At 72.9% G+C, this 19,962-nt stretch carries 15 protein-coding genes and 1 pseudogene; 9 read left to right on the forward strand and 7 right to left on the reverse strand.

From position 1 onward, the window contains the following. Positions 1-70: 70 nt before the first annotated feature. From OHA84_RS05660 to OHA84_RS05685, 6 genes and pseudogenes are all read left to right on the forward strand, one after another. On the forward strand, positions 71-1,297 hold the full coding sequence (locus OHA84_RS05660; protein WP_266972933.1) for a cupin domain-containing protein: 1,227 nt from the start codon (positions 71-73) through the stop codon (positions 1,295-1,297). Beyond that, on the forward strand, positions 1,294-2,313 hold the full coding sequence (locus OHA84_RS05665; protein ID WP_266972931.1) for a JmjC domain-containing protein: 1,020 nt from the start codon (positions 1,294-1,296) through the stop codon (positions 2,311-2,313). The genes OHA84_RS05660 and OHA84_RS05665 overlap by 4 nt, the downstream gene beginning before the upstream one ends. A gap of 7 nt (positions 2,314-2,320) precedes the next feature. Continuing rightward, a complete protein-coding gene (locus OHA84_RS05670; RefSeq protein WP_266972929.1) occupies positions 2,321-3,607 on the forward strand; it encodes an MFS transporter in 1,287 nt (428 codons plus the stop codon). Further along, positions 3,604-4,275, forward strand: a complete 672-nt coding sequence (locus OHA84_RS05675; RefSeq protein WP_266972927.1) for a 2OG-Fe(II) oxygenase — start codon at positions 3,604-3,606, stop codon at positions 4,273-4,275. Before OHA84_RS05670 ends, OHA84_RS05675 begins: the two co-directional genes overlap by 4 nt. Further along, complete coding sequence (gene rsgA, locus OHA84_RS05680; protein ID WP_266972925.1) at positions 4,272-5,294, forward strand: ribosome small subunit-dependent GTPase A; 1,023 nt, start codon at positions 4,272-4,274, stop codon at positions 5,292-5,294. The genes OHA84_RS05675 and rsgA overlap by 4 nt, the downstream gene beginning before the upstream one ends. A 140-nt stretch (positions 5,295-5,434) precedes the next feature. Continuing rightward, positions 5,435-6,271: pseudogene (locus OHA84_RS05685) on the forward strand (penicillin acylase family protein); the annotation flags it as partial. A 137-nt stretch (positions 6,272-6,408) separates the two neighbouring features. Here the strand turns inward: OHA84_RS05685 and OHA84_RS05690 are convergent. From OHA84_RS05690 to OHA84_RS05700, 3 genes are all read right to left on the reverse strand, one after another. Next, complete coding sequence (locus OHA84_RS05690) at positions 6,409-7,548, reverse strand: calcium:proton antiporter (RefSeq protein ID WP_053682019.1); 1,140 nt, start codon at positions 7,546-7,548, stop codon at positions 6,409-6,411. Between the two features lie 258 nt (positions 7,549-7,806). Beyond that, entirely contained in the window at positions 7,807-9,363 is a 1,557-nt protein-coding gene (locus OHA84_RS05695; protein WP_266972922.1) for an acyl-CoA synthetase, read from the reverse strand. 32 nt (positions 9,364-9,395) lie between these two features. After that, positions 9,396-10,502 carry a nitronate monooxygenase gene (locus OHA84_RS05700; RefSeq protein WP_266972920.1) on the reverse strand — a complete coding sequence of 369 codons (1,107 nt, stop codon included), beginning with the start codon at positions 10,500-10,502 and terminating at the stop codon, positions 9,396-9,398. A 146-nt stretch (positions 10,503-10,648) separates the two neighbouring features. Here OHA84_RS05700 and OHA84_RS05705 point away from each other — a divergent pair, with 146 nt between their 5' ends. Then, positions 10,649-12,784 (forward strand): serine hydrolase domain-containing protein, encoded by a 2,136-nt coding sequence (locus OHA84_RS05705; protein ID WP_266972918.1) that lies wholly within the window; start codon positions 10,649-10,651, stop codon positions 12,782-12,784. 99 nt (positions 12,785-12,883) lie between these two features. On the opposite strand, the gene OHA84_RS05710 is transcribed toward OHA84_RS05705, so the two are convergent. Further along, entirely contained in the window at positions 12,884-13,483 is a 600-nt protein-coding gene (locus OHA84_RS05710) for a TetR/AcrR family transcriptional regulator (protein ID WP_053682016.1), read from the reverse strand. 75 nt (positions 13,484-13,558) lie between these two features. Between OHA84_RS05710 and OHA84_RS05715 the strand changes: the two genes are divergently transcribed. Together OHA84_RS05715 and OHA84_RS05720 are read left to right on the forward strand one after the other, a co-directional pair. Then, positions 13,559-14,788 (forward strand): FAD-dependent oxidoreductase, encoded by a 1,230-nt coding sequence (locus OHA84_RS05715; RefSeq protein ID WP_266972916.1) that lies wholly within the window; start codon positions 13,559-13,561, stop codon positions 14,786-14,788. A gap of 73 nt (positions 14,789-14,861) precedes the next feature. After that, positions 14,862-15,308: a nitroreductase family deazaflavin-dependent oxidoreductase gene (locus tag OHA84_RS05720; protein WP_053682014.1), complete on the forward strand. Its 447-nt coding sequence runs from the start codon at positions 14,862-14,864 to the stop codon at positions 15,306-15,308. A gap of 6 nt (positions 15,309-15,314) precedes the next feature. On the opposite strand, the gene OHA84_RS05725 is transcribed toward OHA84_RS05720, so the two are convergent. The 3 genes from OHA84_RS05725 to OHA84_RS05735 are packed head-to-tail and all read right to left on the reverse strand — an operon-like array spanning position 15,315 to position 19,921. Beyond that, positions 15,315-16,937, reverse strand: a complete 1,623-nt coding sequence (locus tag OHA84_RS05725; RefSeq protein WP_078999374.1) for an NAD(P)/FAD-dependent oxidoreductase — start codon at positions 16,935-16,937, stop codon at positions 15,315-15,317. Then, positions 16,934-19,003 carry a serine/threonine-protein kinase gene (locus OHA84_RS05730; RefSeq protein ID WP_053682013.1) on the reverse strand — a complete coding sequence of 690 codons (2,070 nt, stop codon included), beginning with the start codon at positions 19,001-19,003 and terminating at the stop codon, positions 16,934-16,936. The genes OHA84_RS05725 and OHA84_RS05730 overlap by 4 nt, the downstream gene beginning before the upstream one ends. 27 nt (positions 19,004-19,030) lie before the next feature. Then, positions 19,031-19,921, reverse strand: a complete 891-nt coding sequence (locus OHA84_RS05735) for an oxygenase MpaB family protein (RefSeq protein ID WP_266972913.1) — start codon at positions 19,919-19,921, stop codon at positions 19,031-19,033. Positions 19,922-19,962 lie beyond the last annotated feature (41 nt).

Here is a 19,962-nt window from a genome sequence, read left to right on the forward strand (position 1 = left end):
TCGCGCGGCCGGTCGTCCTCGCGGACGGCCGGCCGCGCCGGCCGTACCTCCCGAACGAGTGGTGAGCTGAATGAGCATCGACATGAAGACCTGGAAGGCGTTCGCGGCAGCCCACGCTCCGGGCTTCGCCAGCCCCGTCTTCCTCCCCGGCCTGGTCACCGACCCACAGCGTCTCGGTCGGCTGATCGACTGCAGCCTGCGGACGGCGACCCGCCAGGCGCCCGGCGACCTGCGTCTGCGCGCCTTCCGCCCCGGCGCCTTCGACTATCCGCTCACCAAGCGTTTCGTGGATTCACCCCTCGCGGATGGCGAGAGCGCGGTGGAGTGGCTGGCCCGTACCGCCGGCGGCGACGAGGCGTGCGTGGCCGTCAACGACATCTCCACCTGGGACCTCCGGCTGTGCGCCGAAGTCTCCGCAATGGTCGAGGAACTCGTGACGGACGGGTTCCACGAACTGCCTTCCGGCACTGATGTGTACACCTTCATCGCCCATTCCGGATGGACACCCTTCGGCATCCACAAGGATGACGAACCCTCCCTCATCTTCCACCTCGGACCGTCCCCCAAAGAAGTCTGGATCTGGCACGAGAACCCGTTCGATACCTCCGGTATAACCCCGAGCCCATCGTTCGGACAAATTACCTTCGACATCGAGGAGCATCTCGGCTCCGCCGAACGTCGGCTACTGCGCCCCGGTGATTTCCTGCTGATTCCGCAGGACACTTATCACGTTTTCCGAAACCTCGGCCCCACCGCTTTTCTCGGGCTCACCCTGTACCCGGTCAGGACCCACTCCCTGATCACCGAGGCACTGTGGCGCGCTGCGGGCCCGGCCGACCCCCTCCCCGACTACCCGCCCGCCGGTGCCGTCGCGGACCGTGCCCGCACCCTGCTGGCCGAGGACACCGCCGACCCCTCTCTCGCCGAGCGCGTCGCCCACGAGCTGACACTCACCCAGCTCCGTCTGCGCACCAACGGCCACCTCAGCCGACCCCACCGCGCCGCCCTGCCCCGCTCGGGCGCCCCCGTCATCGACGGCCCGTTGCGTTGGGCCCGGCCCGGTGCCGTAGCAGTGGCCGCGCACGCCGGTCGCACCACCCTTGTCGTCCGTGGCCGCACCCTCACGGTTCCCGTCGGGGAGCGGGCCGACTTCGACTCCCTGGTGCGGGCGACTGCGTCCACCGCTCCCTTCTCCTTCCGTGAGCTGACGGCGCTCCTGCCCGCCCGGCTCACCCCGGACAGCCGAGGCGAACTGGCCCGCACCCTTTACGCCTTGGGAGCAGTGATCGCCGCATGACCTCGTTCGACGCCCTCCGATATGCCGACACACTGCTCGCGGGCCTGGGAGACCAGCGGCCGCCGTCCGGCGGGGTCCGCCTCCATGCACCCTCCGACCCCGGCCAAGACCAAGCCGCACACGAAGCCCTGCTGGCCGGTGTCTGGTCCGCGCTGGCCCGACCGGGCGCACTCGCGACCAACTTCCGCCTCGTCGAATCCGGCCGCCATGTCGACCGGAGCCGGTGGATGCGTTCCCGTGTCGGCGACGGGGAGATCCTGCACACCACTCTCGTGCCCGCCTATCTGCACGGCGCCGTCGAACGCGGGGCGACCCTCGTCATCAGCCATCTCGAAGCGCTCGACGATCGGGTCATGCTGCTGTGCGAGGCTCTCGAATACCTCCTGTACGCCCGTGCATGGGTCAACTGCTACATCACCGCGGGTGAGTCTTCCGCCTTCGATCTGCACAGCGACGGCCACGACACCCTCATCCTGCAACTCCTGGGGCGAAAGCGCTGGCAGGTCGACTCCCGCACCGGCGCACGCTCCCCCGACCTGGCGGACGACAGCCTCGACCGTGTCCTGACCCCCGGCATGTGCCTGTCCGTACCGCGCCACACCGCGCACCGCGTCTGCGGCACCGGCGAACTCACCATCCACCTGACCGTTGGATACGAGCCGCTCGCCGAGCTCTGCGAGGAGTCAGGCGCCTCCCGCCTGGCCCTACGCCCCGACCGCCGCGTCGGGGCCTCGCTTCGCAGTGCCTTGACCGGGGAGGTCGGCCCCACCACACGGATCCGCTGGGCCAGCCGATGGCCCCCGCACATCACCACGGCCGACGGGCACGTGACGGTCACCACCATGGGCCGGCGCATCCGCCTCGACCGCCGCCTCGAACGACCCGTCGTAATCCTCGGCAGCGGCGGCGCCTTCACCTTCGACACCCTTCTCGCCGCAGCCGGCCTACCCGCCGCCGACCTCCGTGCCCTGGTCGCCTTCGGCGCCCGCAACGACTTCCTGATCTGTGAAGGATGACCCGCCTGTGCTCACCGCCCCCTTCAAGGACCGGGCCGCGATATTCCGGGAGCGCCGCTTCGCGACGTTCTTCGCGGGTCACGCCATCTCCAGCCTCGGCGACGCGGCCGTCCCCGTCGCGTTCGCCCTCGCCGCCTACCAGGTCTCGGGATCGGCCGGCGGACTCACGGCGGTACTCCTTTCCCTGTGGGCGATCCGCTTCCTCCTCGTCGCCACCGGTGGCCGGCTCGCCGACCAATACGACCGCGTGAAGGTGATGATCGGCGCCGACCTGCTGCGGTTCCTGGCCCAGGGCACGCTCGCCGTCGTCGTGATCAGTCCACTGCCCCTGCAGACCTGGCACTTGTGCCTTTCCGCCGCCGTGTACGGCGCGGGCACCGCGCTCTACAACCCCGCCCAGATAGGTCTGACCCCCGAGCTGGTCCCCGAGGACAAGCTCCATTGGGCCAACAGCCTGCTGTCCCTCCTCGCCGACGTGAGCTTCCTGCTCGGACCCGTACTGGCCGGTGTCCTCATGAGCACGGTGGGGTTCTCCTGGGTGCTCTGGCTCGACGTGGCCTCATTCGCCGTCAACCTCGGCTGTCTGATCCGGCTCACACGCCTTCACACCCCCGCCCGCCACCGGCCGGCGCCGCACGTGGAGGCCGAGCCCGGCACCGTCCCCGCAGAGTCCACCGCAGACATGGCGCATGCGAATGGCGACGCCCGCTTCCGCGCCGCGTTCACCATCATGGCTCGCTATCCGTGGTTCTCGTTCGGCATGGCCCTGTGGTTCGTGATCTCCCTCAGCATCGGTCTGGCCGCCGTCGCCGGTCCGGTCATCGCCGTGGAGTCCCTCGGCGGCAACGGCGCGTGGTCCGTACTCGCCACCTGCCTCGCCGCCGGCTCCCTCGTCGGCTCCCTGGCCGTCATGGCGATGAACCGGCATCCGTGGAAAGCGGCGTCCGTCGTCGTCACCATCGGTGTCGTCCTGCAGATGGCCGCCCTCACCCTGCGCGATGAGTTGCCCACCGCTGTCATCGGCGCCGCCTTCGCCCTGGCCTCCTTGACCATCGCCGCCTGCGGCATCGTCTGGGACACCACTTACCAGAGCGAGATACCCGAACGGTTCCTCTCCCGGTTCGGCTCCGTGGACAACTTCGTCAACTCCGCCGGCGTCCCGGTCGGCATGCTCCTCGGCGGCCTGTTCGCCGCCCACTACGACACTGTCTTCGCCGTTGTCGGCGTTCTTCTCGTCCTGTTGAGCATCCCCGCCGCGCGCCTCGCCGGACAGACGAGGAAGGCCAACGCATGAATCTCGGCCCACCCATCACACCCGCCACGCCCGACCACGGCATCCGCGTCCACTCCCGCGGCGACCGATACGTGGTCATCGACGACCTGCTGCCCCGAGCCGACTTCGAAGCAGCCGCCGACGACATCGAGCGCATTCGCCTCAAACCCGTGCTCAGCACCATCGACCCGGTGTACGACGGCTTCGCGTACCGCGGCGGCGAGGAGAAGCAGCCCCTCGGCGACACCGCACCCGACGCGCCCCGCTGGCAGCATGCCGTCAAGGAGCGGGTGGCCGATCATCTGGACCTGCTCGACGCCGCCGGCAAAGGCAACCACGTCTCCCTCACGCTCAGCGCCTGGGGCTACCCCGCCGGCTCCCGACTGAGCTGGCACAACGACGCCGGCGCCGACCGTATCGGGGCCTACGTCTACTTCGTCCACCGCACCTGGAACGCCGACTGGGGCGGCGGCCTCGCCTTGTTCGACGAGGCTTCCCGCGCCGACGCCCCCGACGGCACCGCCCTTCTGCACTGCGCGAAGCACCCCGCTCTCATCCTGCCGCGCCCCAACCGCCTGGTCGTCTTCCGCGCCCACACCATGCACGCCGTCCAGCGCGTCGACGCCACCGCGGGCGACCGCATGCGCCGCACCTGGACCGGATTCATCACCACCAAGGACGCTCCATGACCGACACTCCGACCGTCACCCGGCTCGGCCGGGCACCCAGCGGCCACGGATGGGCACGAGCGGTCGTCAACCACGGCACCGTATGCGAGGTTCTGCGGCCCTCCGAGGACGGCACCCTCATCGCGCACACCGCCGGCTCGGCAACCTCTTTGCAGGTCACCCCCGTTGCCGGCGACTGGGTCAGACTCGGCCACGACGGACGTATCCACGCCGTCGCCCCCCGCAGCACCGCGCTCGGTCGGGGCCAAGGCTCCGGACACGGGCGTCAGGTCCTCGCGGCCAACATCGACACCGTCCTGGTCGTCGTCCCGCTGGACGGCGGGCTGAACACCACCATGGTCGAGCGCCTGAGCGTGATGGCCTGGGACAGCGGCGCCCAGCCCGTTCTCGTCCTGACCAAGAGCGACATCACCGAGGACGGCGGTGCCGAGAACACCGCCACAGCCGAACACCTCAGTCCTGGTGTCCCCGTCGTCCCCGTCAGTGTCTTCACCGGCGACGGACTCGACTCCCTACGCACCCATCTCACCCACGGCACCACCGCGGTCATGCTCGGCCCTTCCGGCGCGGGCAAGACCTCCCTGCTCAACGCCCTTGAAGGAACCTCCGAGGCGGTCGCCGCCCCCGGCCGCGCCGGTGGCCGCCACACCACGACCACACGTCGCCTCCACCTGTTGTCCAGCGGCGGAGTGCTTCTGGACATCCCGGGCATCCGTTCCCTGGAAGTAGCGGCGGCGCAGACATCGGTCGACGATGTCTTCACCGACATCGCCTCCCTGGCCGTCCACTGCCGGTACGGCGACTGCGGCCACGACGGCGACGGCGGCTGCGCCGTCGAGGAGGCCTCCCGTACCGGCGCCTTGGACGTCGACCGCCTCGCCACCTGGCGCAAGCTCCGGGCAGAGATCGCCTATCACCGCCGTCGTGAGGATCCGGCCGAGATGGCCGACGTACGCCGCCAGTGGAAGGCGGTCAGCAAACAGGCACGCCGCACCACTCGACGCCCGGGGCACCTTTGACCGGCTCAGGCGTTCTCTGCGGGACCCTCGACCGCACGCTCAGGATGTAGGCGACCGGGCGGAATTGCACGACGAGGCTGCTCCTGGTCGTTCGCGTACGCCTCCCTGCGCGCTGCCGTCCGCCGCAAGGCCCCAGCCGGCGGGGAGCGCGCGCACCGCGGCCAGGGAGAAGCTGCGCCGTACCCCCGCCTGCCCCCGCTCCGAGCACGCCCGCGAACTCCAACGGCAGCGCCTGGTTCGCCAACGCGGACCGGCCGCTGACCGGGTACGAGCGGATCTGGGGATCGGCCGCCGGCCCGCGCTCGCTGCGTACGCGCGGCGCGCTGGAGGACGTGGGGGCGATGGCCGCGAAGGGGCGGCTGAGGGTGGCCGATCTGGAGCGTCAGCAGTACGCGAACCGGGTCCCGGCCGGCGACCTGGCTGCGGCCGACGCGGCGAAGGCGTGTGCGGCCCTGCCCGGGGGCACGGCGACCGGAAGCGACGGCGCGGCGGTGGACGTCTCGGCGGCCTGCGGGGTGCTGGCGGGCTGGGACCGCACGGCGAACAGCTCCAGCCGGGGCGCGCTGCTCTTCGACCGGTTCTGGCGCAGGCTCACGACGGGCACCCCGGCCAGGGACCTGTGGTCGGTGCCGTTCTCGGCGGCCGATCCGGTGCGCACGCCGCGCACGTTGAACCAGGCGGCGCCCGGTGTCGGCAGGGCGCTCGCGGACACGGTCGAGGAGTTGAGGACGGCGGGGATCGCCCTGGACGCCCCGCTGGGCGAGCATCAGTTCGTGGTGCGCGACGGCCGCAGGCTGCCGGTGGGTGGCGGCACCGAGGCGCTGGGCGTCTGGAACAAGATCGAGGCGCCGTGGAACGCGTCGGTCGGCGGCTACCCGGAGGTCACGCACGGCTCCAGCCACATGCAGGCGGTCGGTTGGGACGGCAGTGGTTGCCCGGTGGCGCGCACGCTGCTGACGTACGGCCAGTCCTCGAGCGCGAGCGGCGCTGACACCCGGAGATCCGCGCGGCCCCCGGGACGGTGCTTCCGTCCCGGGGGGCCGCGGCACGTGCGGACGGGTCAGGGGCCGCGGCACGTGCGGACGGGTCAGGGGCCGCGGCACGTGCGGACGGGTCAGGGGCTGACCGCGAGGAAGAGGTACGCGGCGAGCAGCACGATGTGGACGCCGCCCTGGAGCAGGGTGGCCCGGCCGGGCACGATGGTGAGGGCGCTCACCACCACGGTGAGGGCGAGCAGCACCATGTGGATCGGGCCGAGGCCGAGCAGCAGCGGACCGGAGAGCCAGATCGAGGCCAGTGCGATGGCCGGGATGGTCAGGCCGATGCTGGCGATGGCGGAGCCGTAGGCGAGGTTGAGGCTGGTCTGTACGCGGTCGCGGCGGGCGGCACGGACGGCGGCCAGGGTCTCGGGGGCCAGCACCAGCAGCGCGATGATCACACCGACGACGGCGTTGGGCAGTCCGGCGTTGGCGACCCCGCGCTCGATGGTCGGGGAGACGGCCTTGGCGTCGCCGACCACGGCGACGAGGGCGACGAGGAGTAGACCGAGGCTGATGAGGGCGGCGCGGGAGGTGGGCGGGGCGGCGTGCTCGTCCTCCTCGCCGGCGGCGGCCGCCGCCGCGGCCTCGGCGGCCTCGGCTCGGCGGCGCTTGGTGTCCACGGGCAGGAAGTAGTCGCGGTGACGGACCGTCTGGACGGCGACGAACAGCCCGTAGAGGGCGAGTGAGGCGCAGGCCGCGAAGGTCAGTTGGGCGGTGGAGAACTCCGGTCCGGGCTTGGAGGTGGTGAAGGTCGGCAGCACGAGGCTGAGGGTGGCGAGGGTGGCGACGGTGGCGAGGGCCGCACCGGATCCCTCGGCGTTGAAGACGGCGACGCGGTTGCGCAGTGCTCCGACGAGGAGGGACAGGCCGACGATGCCGTTACAGGTGATCATGACGGCCGCGAAGACGGTGTCCCGGGCCAGGGAGGCGGTCTTGGGGCCGCCGTCGGCCATCAGCGTGACGATCAGCGCCACTTCGATGACGGTGACGGCGACGGCGAGGACCAGGGAGCCGAACGGTTCGCCCACTCGATGGGCCACGACCTCGGCGTGGTGGACCGCCGCGAGCACGGCGCCGCCGAGGCAGAGGGAGACGAGCCCCACCGCGAGTGCGGGCAGATCGCGTCCCCAACTGAAGACGAGGGCGATCAGGGCCACCACGGGGACCACGACGGTCCAGTCGGTCAGGGGCGATCTGTGCGTTGCCGTACTCATATCAGCCAAGTTGCCAGAACTGTCCGCCCGGTGCGGCCCAACCCCCGTCCTCAGGGCCTTGACGTGGCATTTCTCACGAAATCCCCGGGCGTGGCGAGCAGCCGTGAGCCCGCCCCGGGGCGTCTGCATCCTGCACCTCGGGGCGGGTCCGCCGGGACCCGGGGGCCCCGGCGGACGTCCGGGCCGGTTCGCTTCGCGTCACATCGCGCGCGCGTGGCCCTCCCCTCTTGGTGACGGGCATCCAGTGAGCGATCGTCGTCACATCACGCGCGCGTGGCCCTCCCAGTACGGGTCGCGCAGCCGGCGCTTGTACAGCTTGCCGTTGGGGTCGCGCGGCATGGTCTCGATGAAGTCGACGCTCTTGGGGCGCTTGTAGCCGGCCAGTTGCCGCTCGCAGTGGTGGAGGATCTCGGCGGCCAGCGCGTCACCCGCCTCGAAGCCCTCGGCGGGTTCGATGACGGCCTTGACCTCCTCGCCCCAGTCCGCGTGCGGGATGCCGAAGGCTGCGGCGTCCGCGACGGCGGGGTGGGTGAGCAGGGCGGACTCGATCTCGGCCGGGTAGATGTTGACGCCACCCGAGATGATCATGTCGATCTTGCGGTCGCGGAGGAAGAGGTAGCCCTCCTCGTCCATCAGGCCGAGGTCTCCGACCGTGAAGAAGTCGCCGATGCGGTTCTTGCGCGTCTTGCCCTCGTCCTTGTGGTAGCTGAAGCCGCCGGTGTTCATCTTGATGTAGACGGTCCCGAGTTCGCCGGGTGCCAGCCGCCGCGCGTCGTCGTCGAAGATGGCGAGTTCGCTGATCGGCCAGGCCTTGCCGACCGTTCCCGGCCTCTTGAGCCAGTCCTCGGCCGTCGCGAAGGCGCCGCCGCCCTCGCTGGCCGCGTAGTACTCCTCCACGCACCGGCCCCACCAGTCGATCATCGCCCGTTTGACGTGGTCGGGGCAGGGGGCGGCGCCGTGGATGGCGTGCCGCATGGAGGACACGTCGTACGCGTCCTTGACTTCCTGGGGCAGCGCGAGGAGCCGGTGGAACTGGGTGGGGACCATGTGCGTGTGGGTGCAGGCGTGGTGGTCGATGAGCCGCAGCATCTCCCGCGGGGTCCACTTGTCCATGAGGACGAGCGGGTGCCCGATGTGCAGGGAGGCTCCGGCGAACTGCAGGACCGCCGTGTGGTAGAGCGGCGAGCAGACGAGGTGGACGTTGTCGTCGAAGGGGCGGATGCCGAAGATGCCGAGGAAGCCGCCGAGGTACGTCTCCTCCGGGAGCTTTCCGGGCAGGGGCCGGCGGATGCCGCGCGGGCGACCGGTGGTGCCGGAGGTGTAGTTCATCACCCAGCCGAGGGTGCGGTCCGACGGGGGTGTTCCGGGCTGTCCGTCGAGGAGGTGCGCGTAGGGGCGGAAGCCCTTGACGGTCCCGACGGCGTAACGCCCGCTCGCGGGCAGGCCCGCCTCGTCGGCCGCGGCGGTGGCGGCGTCGGCGAAGCGCTCGTGGGCGATCAGGACCTTGGCGCCGGAGTCGGAGACGATCCAGGCGATCTCGGGGCCGACGAGGTGGTGGTTGACCGGGACGAGGTAGAAGCCGGCCTGGGAGGCCGCGAGGTAGGCGGTGAAGAACTCGACGCCGTTGGGGAGGACGACGGCGAAGACGTCGCCCTTCTCCAGGCCGGCCGCGCGCAGGCCGTGGACGAGTCGGTTGACGTCGGCGTGCAGACGGGCCGCCGTCCACGTCTCGCCCTCGGGGGTGATCAGGACGGTGCGGTCGGGGTCGGCGGCCGCCTGGGCCCAGAAGCCGTTGGGGGGTTGTCCGTCGCTCATGCTGCTGCTCGCTCCTCTCGGTGCCGCGCGCCTCAGGCCCGGCCGGCGATGCGGTTGATGCGGTCGATGGCGCGTTCGAAACCGCTGGTGAGGTCGTCGAAGACGGCCTGGACACTGCGTTCCGAGTTCATCCGGCCGACGATCTGGCCGACGGGCGTGCCGAGCAGCGGCTGGACCTCGTACTTCTGGATGCGGGACACGGCCTCGGCGACGAGGAGTCCCTGGAGGGGCATGGGGAGTGTTCCGGGGCCGTCCGGGTCGTCCCAGGCGTCGGTCCACTCGGTGCGCAGTTGGCGGGCGGGCTTGCCCGTGAGGGCGCGGGAGCGGACGGTGTCGCCGGAGCCGGCGGCCAGCAACTTCTCGGTGAGGGCGCGGGAGTGCAGATCGGCCTCGGTGGTGGTGAGCCAGAGGGAGCCCAGCCAGGCGCCCTGGGCGCCGAGGGCGAGGCCGGCGGCGATCTGTTCGCCGCTGCCGATGCCTCCGGCGGCGAGGACGGGGAGCGGCGCGACGGCGTCGACGATGTCGGGGACCAGGACCATGGTGGCGATGTCGCCGGTGTGGCCGCCGGCCTCGTGGCCCTGGGCGACGACGACGTCGATGCCCGCCTCGGCGTGACGGCGGGCGTGTTTGGCGCTGCCGGCGAGGGCGGCGACGAGGACGCCGTGGTCGTGGGCGCGCTCGATCACGTCGGCCGGCGGGGAACCGAGCGCGTTCGCGAGGAGTTTGATCGGGTAGTCGAAGGCGACGTCGAGCTGGTTGCGGGCGACCTGTTCCATCCAACCGGTGATGCGCCAGCCGGAGGCCTCGCCGTCGGCCAGTTCGGGTACGTGGTGCTTGGCGAGGGTGTCGCGGACGAAGGCCCGGTGTCCTGCCGGGATCATCGCCTCGATGTCGGCCTCGCTGATGCCGTCGACGGCCTTCCTGGCCGGCATGACCACGTCGAGGCCGTAGGGCTTTCCGTCGGTGTGGTCCTGCATCCAGTCGAGGTCGCGCTTGAGGTCGTCGGGAGCGGTGTAGCGGACCGCGCCGAGTACCCCGAAGCCGCCCGCCCGGGTGATGGCCGCAGCCACCGCCGGGAAGGGCGTGAAGCCGAAGATGGCGTGCTCGGCTCCCAGTTTCCTGCTCAGCTCCGTCTCCATGGGCGTGAGGATGCCGCAGCGTGGCGGACGAGGGAAGAGATTTTCTGATGCTGTGTCAGATTCTTTGCGGGGCGGTCCGTGCGGAGGGTACGCGGCGGGCGGGCAGATACTTCGTGAGGGTGCGACGGCGGACAGGAGGACCGGTCATGAACCAGCTCACGGGGGCGGTCGGCGGTGACGGCGCGAGCGTCGCGGAGGACGACGGGGAGGTGGCGCGGCACGGGGACGGATGCGCGGCGCGGCACGGGGACGGATGCGCGGCGCGGCACGGTGACGGATGCGCGGCGCGGCACGGTGACGGATGCGCGGCGCGGCGTGAGGCGGGCGGGGCGCGGCGCGACGGCGGGGACGACGGCGGGCGGCGCGACGCCCTGGGCGCGCGGCACCACGCCGGGGGCACTCCGCGCGCCGAGGGTCCCCACGACGCCCCGGACGCCCCGGACGCGCAGTACGGCGGCGCGGTCGGCGGGCGTGCCACGGCCGGTGCCCCCGGCGCCGCGACCGGCGGGTTGAGTCGGCGGCGCCTCGGGGCCCGGCTCCTCGCCCTTGGTGGGGTGCTCGTCCTCCAGGCGGCGCTGCCCGGGGCCGCGGGGGCCCACGGGAACCCGGTCGAGCGGCGCGCCCTCCAGGGGCTGCGGCTGCGCTACGGGTCCGCCCGTCAGGCCGGACTGTTGGAGAGGCACCTCGAAGGAGTGGCGGACGAGGCGCGCAGGTTCCTGGGCCCCTCACCCGAACATCCGTACTACGCGGGGGCGGTGGTGCTCGCCGGCCGCGGCCGGACCGTGGCGCTGCACCGGGCCATGGGCGACGCGGTCCGGTACGCGGACTACGACGGGCGTCTCGACCGGGTCAGGGAGTACCCGGCGGCCGAGCGGATCCCGATGGCGGAGGACACGGTCTTCGACCTGGCCTCGCTGACGAAGCTGTTCACCTCGCTGCTGGCCGTGCAGCAGATGGAGCGCGGCCGGCTGGAGCTGGAGGCCCCGGTGGACCGGTACCTGCCGGAGTTCACCGGCGGTGGCAAGGAACTGGTCACGGTCCGTCAGTTGCTGACCCACACCTCGGGGCTGCGGTCCTGGGCGCCCTTCTACCAGGAGTCCACGCGTGAGGGCCGGCTGCGGCTGCTGTGGTCGGTGCGGCCGCAGGACACGCCCGGGACGGTGTACCGCTACTCCGATCTGAACCTCATCGCGCTGCAGCTGCTCCTGGAACGGATCACCGGTCGCACTCTGGATGTCCTGCTCCACGACGAGATCACCGCTCCGCTCGGGATGCACCGCACTCGTTACAACCCACCGCTCTCGTGGCGCCGGGTCACCGCCGCCACCGAGGTCCAGCGGCCGCCCTGGTCGGGGTTGGACCGGGGTCTGGTGTGGGGCGAGGTCCACGACGAGAACGCGTACGCCCTCGGCGGGGTCGCCGGCCACGCGGGCGTCTTCGGGACCGCCTGGGACCTGGCCGTCCTGGCCCGTACCCTGCTCGACGGCGGGGCCTACGCGGGTCGGCGCATCCTGCGCCCCGCTTCCGTGGAACTGCTGTTCACCGACTACAACACCGCGTTCCCCGGCCACGACCACGGCTTGGGCTTCGAGCTCTACCAGCACTGGTACATGGGGGCCATGGCCACCCCGCACTCCGCCGGCCACACCGGGTTCACCGGCACCTCCCTGGTGCTGGACCCGTCCACCGACTCCTTCCTGATCCTGCTCGGGAACTCCGTCCACCCGGTGCGGACCTGGCGGGCCGGCAGCGCGCCCCGGGTCGCGGTCGGCAACCGGTTCGCCCGCGCCGTCCCCGTCCGTACCCGGCACGGCGGCGCGGCCTGGTTCTCGGGGAACACCCCGGGTGCCTCGGGCACGCTCACCCTGCCCCCGCTCACCCCGACCACGGCCTCCGCCCGGCTGCGCTGCGCGGTGTGGTGGGACACCGTCCCCGGCGAGGGTGCCTTCCATCTGGAGGCCTCGGCCGACGGGCAGGCCTGGGAGCCGGTGGCGTTCAACACCGTACGGTCCACCGGCGGCGCCCCCGAGCAGTGGCCGCGGGGCGCCGTCGGCGGGTGGTCGGGCCGGGTCTGGCACCGCCTCGAAGCCCCGTTGACCGCCTGGGCCGGCCGCGAGGTCCGGCTGCGCGTGCGCCATGAGGCGACCGGCCGCTACGTCGGCCGGGGGGTGTACGTGGACGCCGTCCGGGTCGCCGAACCGTCCCGCCTGCTCTTCGCCGAGGACCGCCCCGAGGACGCCGGCCGCATCGAGGCCGCGGGGTGGACGCGTTCGACCGACTGACGGGGTCGAGCCGGCGCGGGGCCGGGTTGGTCCGCCGCCGCGCCCGGGCGGTCCGCCCGTCACGCGGGGAGCACCGGAGCACACGCGTGAGCGATCGGATCAGGCGAGTACCGCGTCGATCATCCGGCGTGCCACCGCGGTCAGTTCGGCCGGCTCGGGGGCCGGTCGGGAGCGGGCCATCGCCCCGACCAGCCGGTCGTACAGCAGACCGTCGGTCCAGGCGACGAGAAGTTCCGCGGACTCCTCGGGCCGGCGCGCCCCGAGCGCGGCGAGGATGCCCGCCGCGCGGGCCCGGGCGCCGAGTCCGGCGCTGTGGAACTCGCGCTCCAGCTCGGGGTTGCGGGCCGCTTCCAGGCTGAGTTCGAAGCGGGCGAGCTGGCGGGCACGGCCCGTGGTGAGCCAGCGGTGCAGCAGTGCGGCGAGCGCCGCCGCCGCGGTGTCCCGGTCCGGGCGGCCGGGGAGGGCGGGGGCGGCCCCGCCGTCGAAGTCGGCCAGGTCCAGCTCGGCGAGGCGCGCGTAGCAGGCGCCGATCAGCGCGGTCCGTGTGCGGAAGTAGTACGAGGTGCTGCCCGCCGGCAGCCCGGCCGCGCCGTCGACGGCGCGGTGGGTCAGGCCGCGCAGCCCACCGTCGGCCACGAGGCCGATCGCGGTGTCGGCGATGAGGGTCCTGCGGTCGGCCGCGCGTTCGGGGGTGGACATGGCCTCACTCTACAGCTGTAGAGTGAGGCCATGCCTCTACAGGCGTAGAGGGCTCGATGGTGGAAGAGGTGTGCCATGACGGACAGCGGGCGTCACGTGGTCGTGGTGGGTGCCGGAATCGGCGGATTGACCGCGGCGGTGGCCCTGCACCGCAAGGGATGGCGGGTGACGGTCTGCGAGCGTGCCCCGGAGGCGTCCGCCGTCGGCGCCGGGATCGTCCTGGCACCCAACGCCCTGCGCGCCCTCGACGTCATCGGATTCGACGCGGGTCGCGCCGCGGGCCGGACCGTCGCCGCGGCAATGGGCGTGCGGCGACCCGACGGAAGTTGGCTGAGTCGCGCCGACACCGCCGAGATGGCGGCCCGGTACGGGCGACCCCCGCTCGCCGTGCACCGCCAGTCCCTCACGGCGGCCCTGGCCGCCGCCCTCCCCGCCGACACCATCCGGTACGGGACCGCCGTCACCTCCGTGGAACAGCCCGACGGGAACGCGGCGCGGGGCGGGTACGGCCTCCCGGTGGTCCGCACCGCCGAGGGGGCGCAGCTGCCCGCCGACCTCGTCGTCGCCGCCGACGGCATCCACAGCCCGCTGCGCCGCCGGTACTTCCCGCACCATCCCGGGCTGCGGTACAGCGGTGAGACCGCGTGGCGCACCGTGTTGCCGGCGGCGCCGGACGGCGCGCGACCCGTCGCGGAAGCCGTGGCGGCCGAGACCTGGGGGCGCGGCGAGCGCTTCGGCACGGTCCCGCTCGCCGACGGGCGGGTCTACGTCTACGCCACCGCCGTGGTCCCCGAGGGCCGGCGGCCGGCGGACGTCCGCGCGGAACTCCTGCGCCGCTTCGGCACCTGGCACGACCCGATCCCGACGCTGCTGGAGCGGATCGACCCGGCGACCGTGCTCCGGCACGACCTGTACGACCTGGCCGCCCCGGTACCCCGCCACCACCTGGGCCGCCTGGTCTGGATCGGCGACGCCGCGCACGCCATGACGCCCAACCTCGGCCAGGGCGGCTGCCAGGCGATCGAGGACGCGGTGGTGCTCGCCCACCTGGTGGACGGGCCCGACGTCACCACCGCCCTGGCCGCCTACGACGCGGCCCGCGGCGCCCGTACCGACGCCCTTCGGGTCCGGGCCCGTCGCGCCGGACGGATCGCGGCGCTCACCCACCCCCTCGCGGTGGCGGCGCGTGACCTGGCCGTGCGCGTCACTCCGGCCCGCGTGGCCCGGCGGGCGCTGGACGACCTGTTCGACGGGTTCACCCTGCCGGAGCCGCCGGCCCCTGCGCGTGCCCCGTTCGCGGCATAAAAGCGTGCCCCGGGCCGTTGGCAGTCGTTGTTGAGGTTCGATCACCGTTCGACACCGAAGGCAGGGCAGCCACATGAGCGACATCGACTGGGACCACCCCCACGACCCCAAGCCCGGCTGGCAGCTGGACCACGTCAAGCAGTACGTCGCGTCCCGCGGTGCCGAGGGCCAGTACTGGAACGGCACCCAGACCCTCCTGCTCACCACCGTCGGCCGGGTCTCCGGCAATCCGGTGCGCACCCCGCTCATCTACGGCGAGGACGCGGGGCGTTACCTCATCGTCGCGTCCAAAGGCGGCGACACCGCGCACCCGCTCTGGTACCGGAACCTGACCGCCCACCCCGAGGTGCGGATCCAGGTCGGCCCGAAGATCGTCCAGGGTGTCGCGCGGACCGCGACGTCCGAGGAACGCGCCGGGTTCTGGCCGCTGATGGTCGGGCACTGGCCCGCGTACGACGAGTACCAGGCCAAGACGGACCGGGAGATCCCGATCGTGGTCATCGAGCCCGTCGCCCCGTAGCGGGGGTCAGCGTCCCAGTACCGCCATGGCCGCGTTGTGGCCGGGGACCCCGCTGACCCCGCCGCCGCGCACGGCGCCCGCCCCGCACAGCAACACGTTGGCGTACTCGGTCTCCACGCCCCACCGCCCCGCCTCGCGGCCGTCCGCGTACGGCCAGGACAGGTCGCGGTGGAAGATGTGACCGCCGGGCAGGCGCAGTTCGCGTTCCAGGTCGAGCGGGGTCTTGGCCTCGATGCAGGGCCGGCCGTCCTCGTCGAGGGCCAGGCATTCGGTGAGGGGCTCGGCCAGGTGCGCGTCGAGTTGCGCGAGGGTGCCGGCCAGCAGCACCTCGCGCGTGCCCCGGTTGTCCTTCTCGAACAGCCGGGCCGGGGTGTGCAGGCCGAAGAGGGTGAGGGTCTGGTAGCCCTGCTCCACGAGGTCCCGCCCCAGGATCGTGGGATCGGTCAGCGAGTGGCAGTAGATCTCCGAGGGCGGCACGGAGGGCAGTTCGCCGCCGGCGGCCTCGGCGTGGGCCCGGCCGAGCTGCTCGTACCCCTCGGCGATGTGGAAGGTTCCCCCGAAGGCCTCGCGCGGGTCCACCGAGGCGTCGCGCAGCCGGGGCAGTCGGCGCAGCAGCATGTTGACCTTGAGCTGGGCGCCTTCCGCGGGCGGCTCGACCGGTGGCTGCCCGAGCAGTTCCGCGAGTGCCCGCGGTGAGGCGTTGACGAGCACGGTCCCTGCGGCGACGGCGCCCTCCGCCGTCGCGGTCCGGTAGGTCACCTCGGCCGGCCCGGCGCCGTCGGTGTCGATCCGCAGGGCCTCGTGACCGGTGGCGATCTCGGCGCCGGCCGCCAGCGCGGCCTCGGCGAGGGCGTCGGTGAGCGCGCCCATGCCGCCGACGGGCACGTCCCAGTCGCCGGTCCCCCCGCCGATGACGTGGTAGAGGAAGCAGCGGTTCTGCGCGAGCGAGGGATCGTGGGCGTCCGCGAAGGTACCGATCAGTCCGTCGGTCAGGACCACGCCCCGCACCAGGTCGTCGGCGAAGTTCCGCTCGACCGCGACGCCCAACGGCTCCTCGAACAGCGTCCGCCACGCGGCGTCGTCACCGACCCGGGCGCGCAGTTCCTCCCGGGTGGGCAGCGGCTCGGTCAGGGTCGGGAACACCGTGCGGGCGACCTCCGCCGTGGTCCCGTAGAAGGCGCGCCAGTTGTCGTACTCCCGGTCCGAGCCGGTCAACCGGGCGAAGGACTCCCGGGTACGGGCCTCGCCGCCGCCGACGAGCAGTCCGCCCGGCCGGCCGGCGCGCTCGACCGGCGTGTACGAGGAGATCGTGCGGCGTCGGACCTCGAAGCGCAGCCCCAGCTCGCGCACGATCTTCGCCGGGAGCAGGGAGACGAGGTAGGAGTAGCGCGAGAGTCTGGCGTCCACGCCCGCGAAGGGGCGCGTGGAGACGGCGGCCCCGCCGATGTGTCCGAGGCGTTCCAGGACCAGTACGGACTTGCCCGCGCGGGCCAGGTAGGCCGCGGCCACCAGGCCGTTGTGCCCGCCGCCCACGATCACCGCGTCGTACAGGGCCCGTCGTGGGCGCTGCCCGATGCCCTGTCCGTCACCCGGTCCGTCGCCCTGTCGGAAGCCCGCGGAGGTGGTCATGGTTCTTGGTAGCACACCTGGCCGAGCCGCTCCAGACAGTGTGCCTCGTCGGCGTGGGCGAGCGCGGTGTCGGGGTGTTCGTCGCCCAGGGACCGTTCGCGGATGCCGGAGAGTTCCCGGTAGATGGGCAGCGCCTCGTCCCATCGACCCAGCCGGCCCAGCCCGACGGCGAGTTCGCGCCGGCTGACCAGGGTGTCCGGATGCTCGGCGCCGAGGGTCTCCGCGCGCGCCGTGCCCACCTCACGGGCCTCGGCCACCGCCTCGTCCCAGCGTTCCAGCCGGCCCAGGTTGACGCCGAGGACGTGCCGGGCGCGCAAGGTCTCGGGGTCGACCGCCCCGTAGGCGCGGGTGCGGTCGCGGACCAGGGTCCGCAGCAGTTCGACGGCGTCCGCGGGGCGTCCGGTGCGGCCCAGTGCGATGGCGACCTCGTAGCGGGCGGCGAGGGCGTCGGGGTGGTCGCGGCCGAGGACGCGTTCGCGTACCGCGGCGACCTGCCGGAACGCGGCCAGCGCGTCCTCCCAGCGGTCGAGGCGGCCCAGGGCGTAGGCGACCTCGTAGCGGGTGAGGAGCGTGTCGGCGTGCTCGGCGCCCAGGACCTCCGCCCGGTCGGCGGCGACCTCGGCGGCGATCCGGTGGGCGTCCGCGTACCGGCCGAGGGCGCCCATGGCGCAGGCCAGGTTGTGGCGGCAGCGCAGGGTGTCGGGGTGGCGCGGGCCCATGGTGCGGGCGCGGGCGGCGAGCACCGCGCCGTAGACCTCGTACGCCTCGCGGTGGCGTCCGAGCCGGCCCAGTTCGTACGCCTCCTCCTGGCGGACGGCGAGGGTGTCGGGGTGGTCGGGGCCGAGCGCCCGTGCCCGGCCGCGGGCGACGGCCGCGTACGCGGCCAACGCCTCCTCGGGCCGGCCGGCGCGGCTGAGGGTGAACGCGCGGGTGTGCCCGGCGGCCAGCGCGTCGGGGTGGTCGGGGTCGCCCGGCCCGGGTGACGGGGCGCGCGGGAGCCCGTAGGCGGCGGTGAGCCTCGGGTCCGCGGCGGCGTCGGGTCGCACGATCGGCCGGGCCCCGTCGGCGCGGGTCGCCGTCCAGGAGCCGGTGAGCACGGCCCACTCCCCGCTGGCGGGGCGGGCGTCGAGGCCGGCTTTGCGCCCGGCCGTCATGCCCGCCGCCCACGCGGGCAGCGGGGCGGGGGCGCCTACCGTCCCACCGGGGCCCAGCCGAGCCTCGACGAGCCGGCGGTGCAGGTGGCGGGCGTCGCCGGGCCGGTCCTCGGGACGCTTGGCCAGCAGGTCGAGGACCAGCCGCTCGAAGTGTTCGGGAAGCTCAGGGCGGTGCTCGCGCAGCGGGACGGGGATGGTGTCGCGGTGTCCGACCAGCACGGACCAGGAGTCGCCGAGGTCGAAGGGCGGGGCGCCGGTGGCGATCTCGTACAGGACGCAGCCGAGGGAGTAGAGGTCGCTGCGGTGGTCGACCTCGCCGCCCGCGATCTGCTCGGGGGACATGTAGTGGGGGGTTCCCATCGCCATGCCGCCGCCGGTGAGCTTGGCCGTGAAGCCGATGTCGTGGGCGAGGCGGGCGATGCCGAAGTCGCAGATCTTCACCGTGCCGTCGGTGAGGCGCATGATGTTGGCGGGCTTCAGGTCGCGGTGGACCACGCCCTGGTCGTGGGTGTAGCCGAGTGCCGCGGCCACCTGCTCCGCGACGTCGAGGACCACGTCGACGGGCAGCGGACGCGCCTCGTTGTCCTCCAGCAGTTGGCTGAGGTTGCGCCCTTCCAGGAGTTCCATGACGAGGTAGAGGGGCCCGCCGGCGGCGCTGTCGTCGCCGAAGTCGTGGACGACCGTGACGCCGCGGTGCTGGAGGGAGGCCGCCACCCGTGCCTCGCGGCGGAAGCGCTCGCGCAGCACCTGGGTGAAGTGGCCGTCCTGCTCGGGCCCCGGGGGCTTGAGGCACTTGACCGCGACCTGCCGCCCCAGCGACTCGTCCCGGGCCCGCCAGACCTCGCCCATGCCGCCGCGACCGATCAGGTCGAGCGACCGGTACCGGCCCTGGATCAGTCTGGACTCCGCCATGTCTTGAAGCCGCCCCCGTGTGTCGTGCTACGCCCTCCCCGGCCGGTCCAGTATGGCCGCTGACGTACGCAGTGTGTACGCCGAGGGGCGGCTATCGGGGCCCATGCGACGCATCGCTTTCAAGATGTGACCTGGTGGGAGTTGCCAACGCAGACCTGCGGGAATGCCGCGCAGGACGCGTCCGGTGAGACGCAGGTGACGGGTGACGACCCGTGGGGCCGGGGCGGGTCTGCCGTACAGCCGGTGCGCGTATCCGGGGAGCGATCCGTAGGCGAGCCCGACCAGGGGGCGCCACAGCAGGTTTCGGCCAGGCACGAGGAGGGGATGGACGGGCGGGCCCCGCAGGAAGTCGTCCACGGCGCGTGCGTCGGGGCCGGCCGCGAGTTCCGGCCGGATCCGCTCGAAGTAGGCCGCGAGGGCGTTGGTGTCGGCGGGGACCTCGGCGGGGTCCAACCCGACGAGGCGGGCGTTGACGCGGTTCTCGTCGACGTACCGGTCGGCCTGTGCGGCCGTGAGGGGGAAGCCCGAGCGGCGCAGGACGTGCAGGAAGCTGTCGATCTGCGCGCAGTGCACCCAGAGCAGCAGGCCCGGGTCGTCCACGGGGACCCGCTCGCCGGTGGCGGGGTCCGTGGCGGACAGTTTCCGGTGGATCCCGCGTACCCGGGCGCCGGCCAGTTCGGCGGCCTCGGTGGTGCCGTAGGTGAGGGTGCCGACGAAGTCCGCGGTGCGCAACAGCCGACCCCACGCGTCCCGCCGGAAGTCGCTGTTCTCCATGACCCCGCGGACCGCGAGCGGGTGCAGGGCCTGGAGGTACAGCGCGCGGACCCCGGCGATCCACATCATCGGGTCCCCGTGGCACTGCCAGGTGACGGACCCGGGGCCGTACAGCCCGGGGTCGGGTGCGCCGCTCGTCGCCATCTCGACACCTCCGCCGCTCGTCGTGCGCGAGAGTCTCCTCG

Origin of the sequence: Streptomyces sp. NBC_00513, assembly GCF_041431415.1 — a bacterium.
GTDB lineage: Bacteria > Actinomycetota > Actinomycetes > Streptomycetales > Streptomycetaceae > Streptomyces.

Bases quoted from the DNA above. Each gene is read 5' to 3' on its own strand.
- OHA84_RS05660 (WP_266972933.1), top strand. From the start codon at position 71: ATGAGCATCGACATGAAGACCTGGAAGGCGTTCGCGGCAGCCCACGCT.
- OHA84_RS05665 (WP_266972931.1), top strand. From the start codon at position 1,294: ATGACCTCGTTCGACGCCCTCCGATATGCCGACACACTGCTCGCGGGC.
- OHA84_RS05675 (WP_266972927.1), top strand. From the start codon at position 3,604: ATGAATCTCGGCCCACCCATCACACCCGCCACGCCCGACCACGGCATC.
- rsgA (WP_266972925.1), top strand. From the start codon at position 4,272: ATGACCGACACTCCGACCGTCACCCGGCTCGGCCGGGCACCCAGCGGC.
- OHA84_RS05690 (WP_053682019.1), bottom strand. From the start codon at position 7,548: ATGAGTACGGCAACGCACAGATCGCCCCTGACCGACTGGACCGTCGTG.
- OHA84_RS05695 (WP_266972922.1), bottom strand. From the start codon at position 9,363: ATGAGCGACGGACAACCCCCCAACGGCTTCTGGGCCCAGGCGGCCGCC.
- OHA84_RS05700 (WP_266972920.1), bottom strand. From the start codon at position 10,502: ATGGAGACGGAGCTGAGCAGGAAACTGGGAGCCGAGCACGCCATCTTC.
- OHA84_RS05705 (WP_266972918.1), top strand. From the start codon at position 10,649: ATGAACCAGCTCACGGGGGCGGTCGGCGGTGACGGCGCGAGCGTCGCG.
- OHA84_RS05710 (WP_053682016.1), bottom strand. From the start codon at position 13,483: ATGTCCACCCCCGAACGCGCGGCCGACCGCAGGACCCTCATCGCCGAC.
- OHA84_RS05715 (WP_266972916.1), top strand. From the start codon at position 13,559: ATGACGGACAGCGGGCGTCACGTGGTCGTGGTGGGTGCCGGAATCGGC.
- OHA84_RS05720 (WP_053682014.1), top strand. From the start codon at position 14,862: ATGAGCGACATCGACTGGGACCACCCCCACGACCCCAAGCCCGGCTGG.
- OHA84_RS05725 (WP_078999374.1), bottom strand. From the start codon at position 16,937: ATGACCACCTCCGCGGGCTTCCGACAGGGCGACGGACCGGGTGACGGA.
- OHA84_RS05730 (WP_053682013.1), bottom strand. From the start codon at position 19,003: ATGGCGGAGTCCAGACTGATCCAGGGCCGGTACCGGTCGCTCGACCTG.
- OHA84_RS05735 (WP_266972913.1), bottom strand. From the start codon at position 19,921: ATGGCGACGAGCGGCGCACCCGACCCCGGGCTGTACGGCCCCGGGTCC.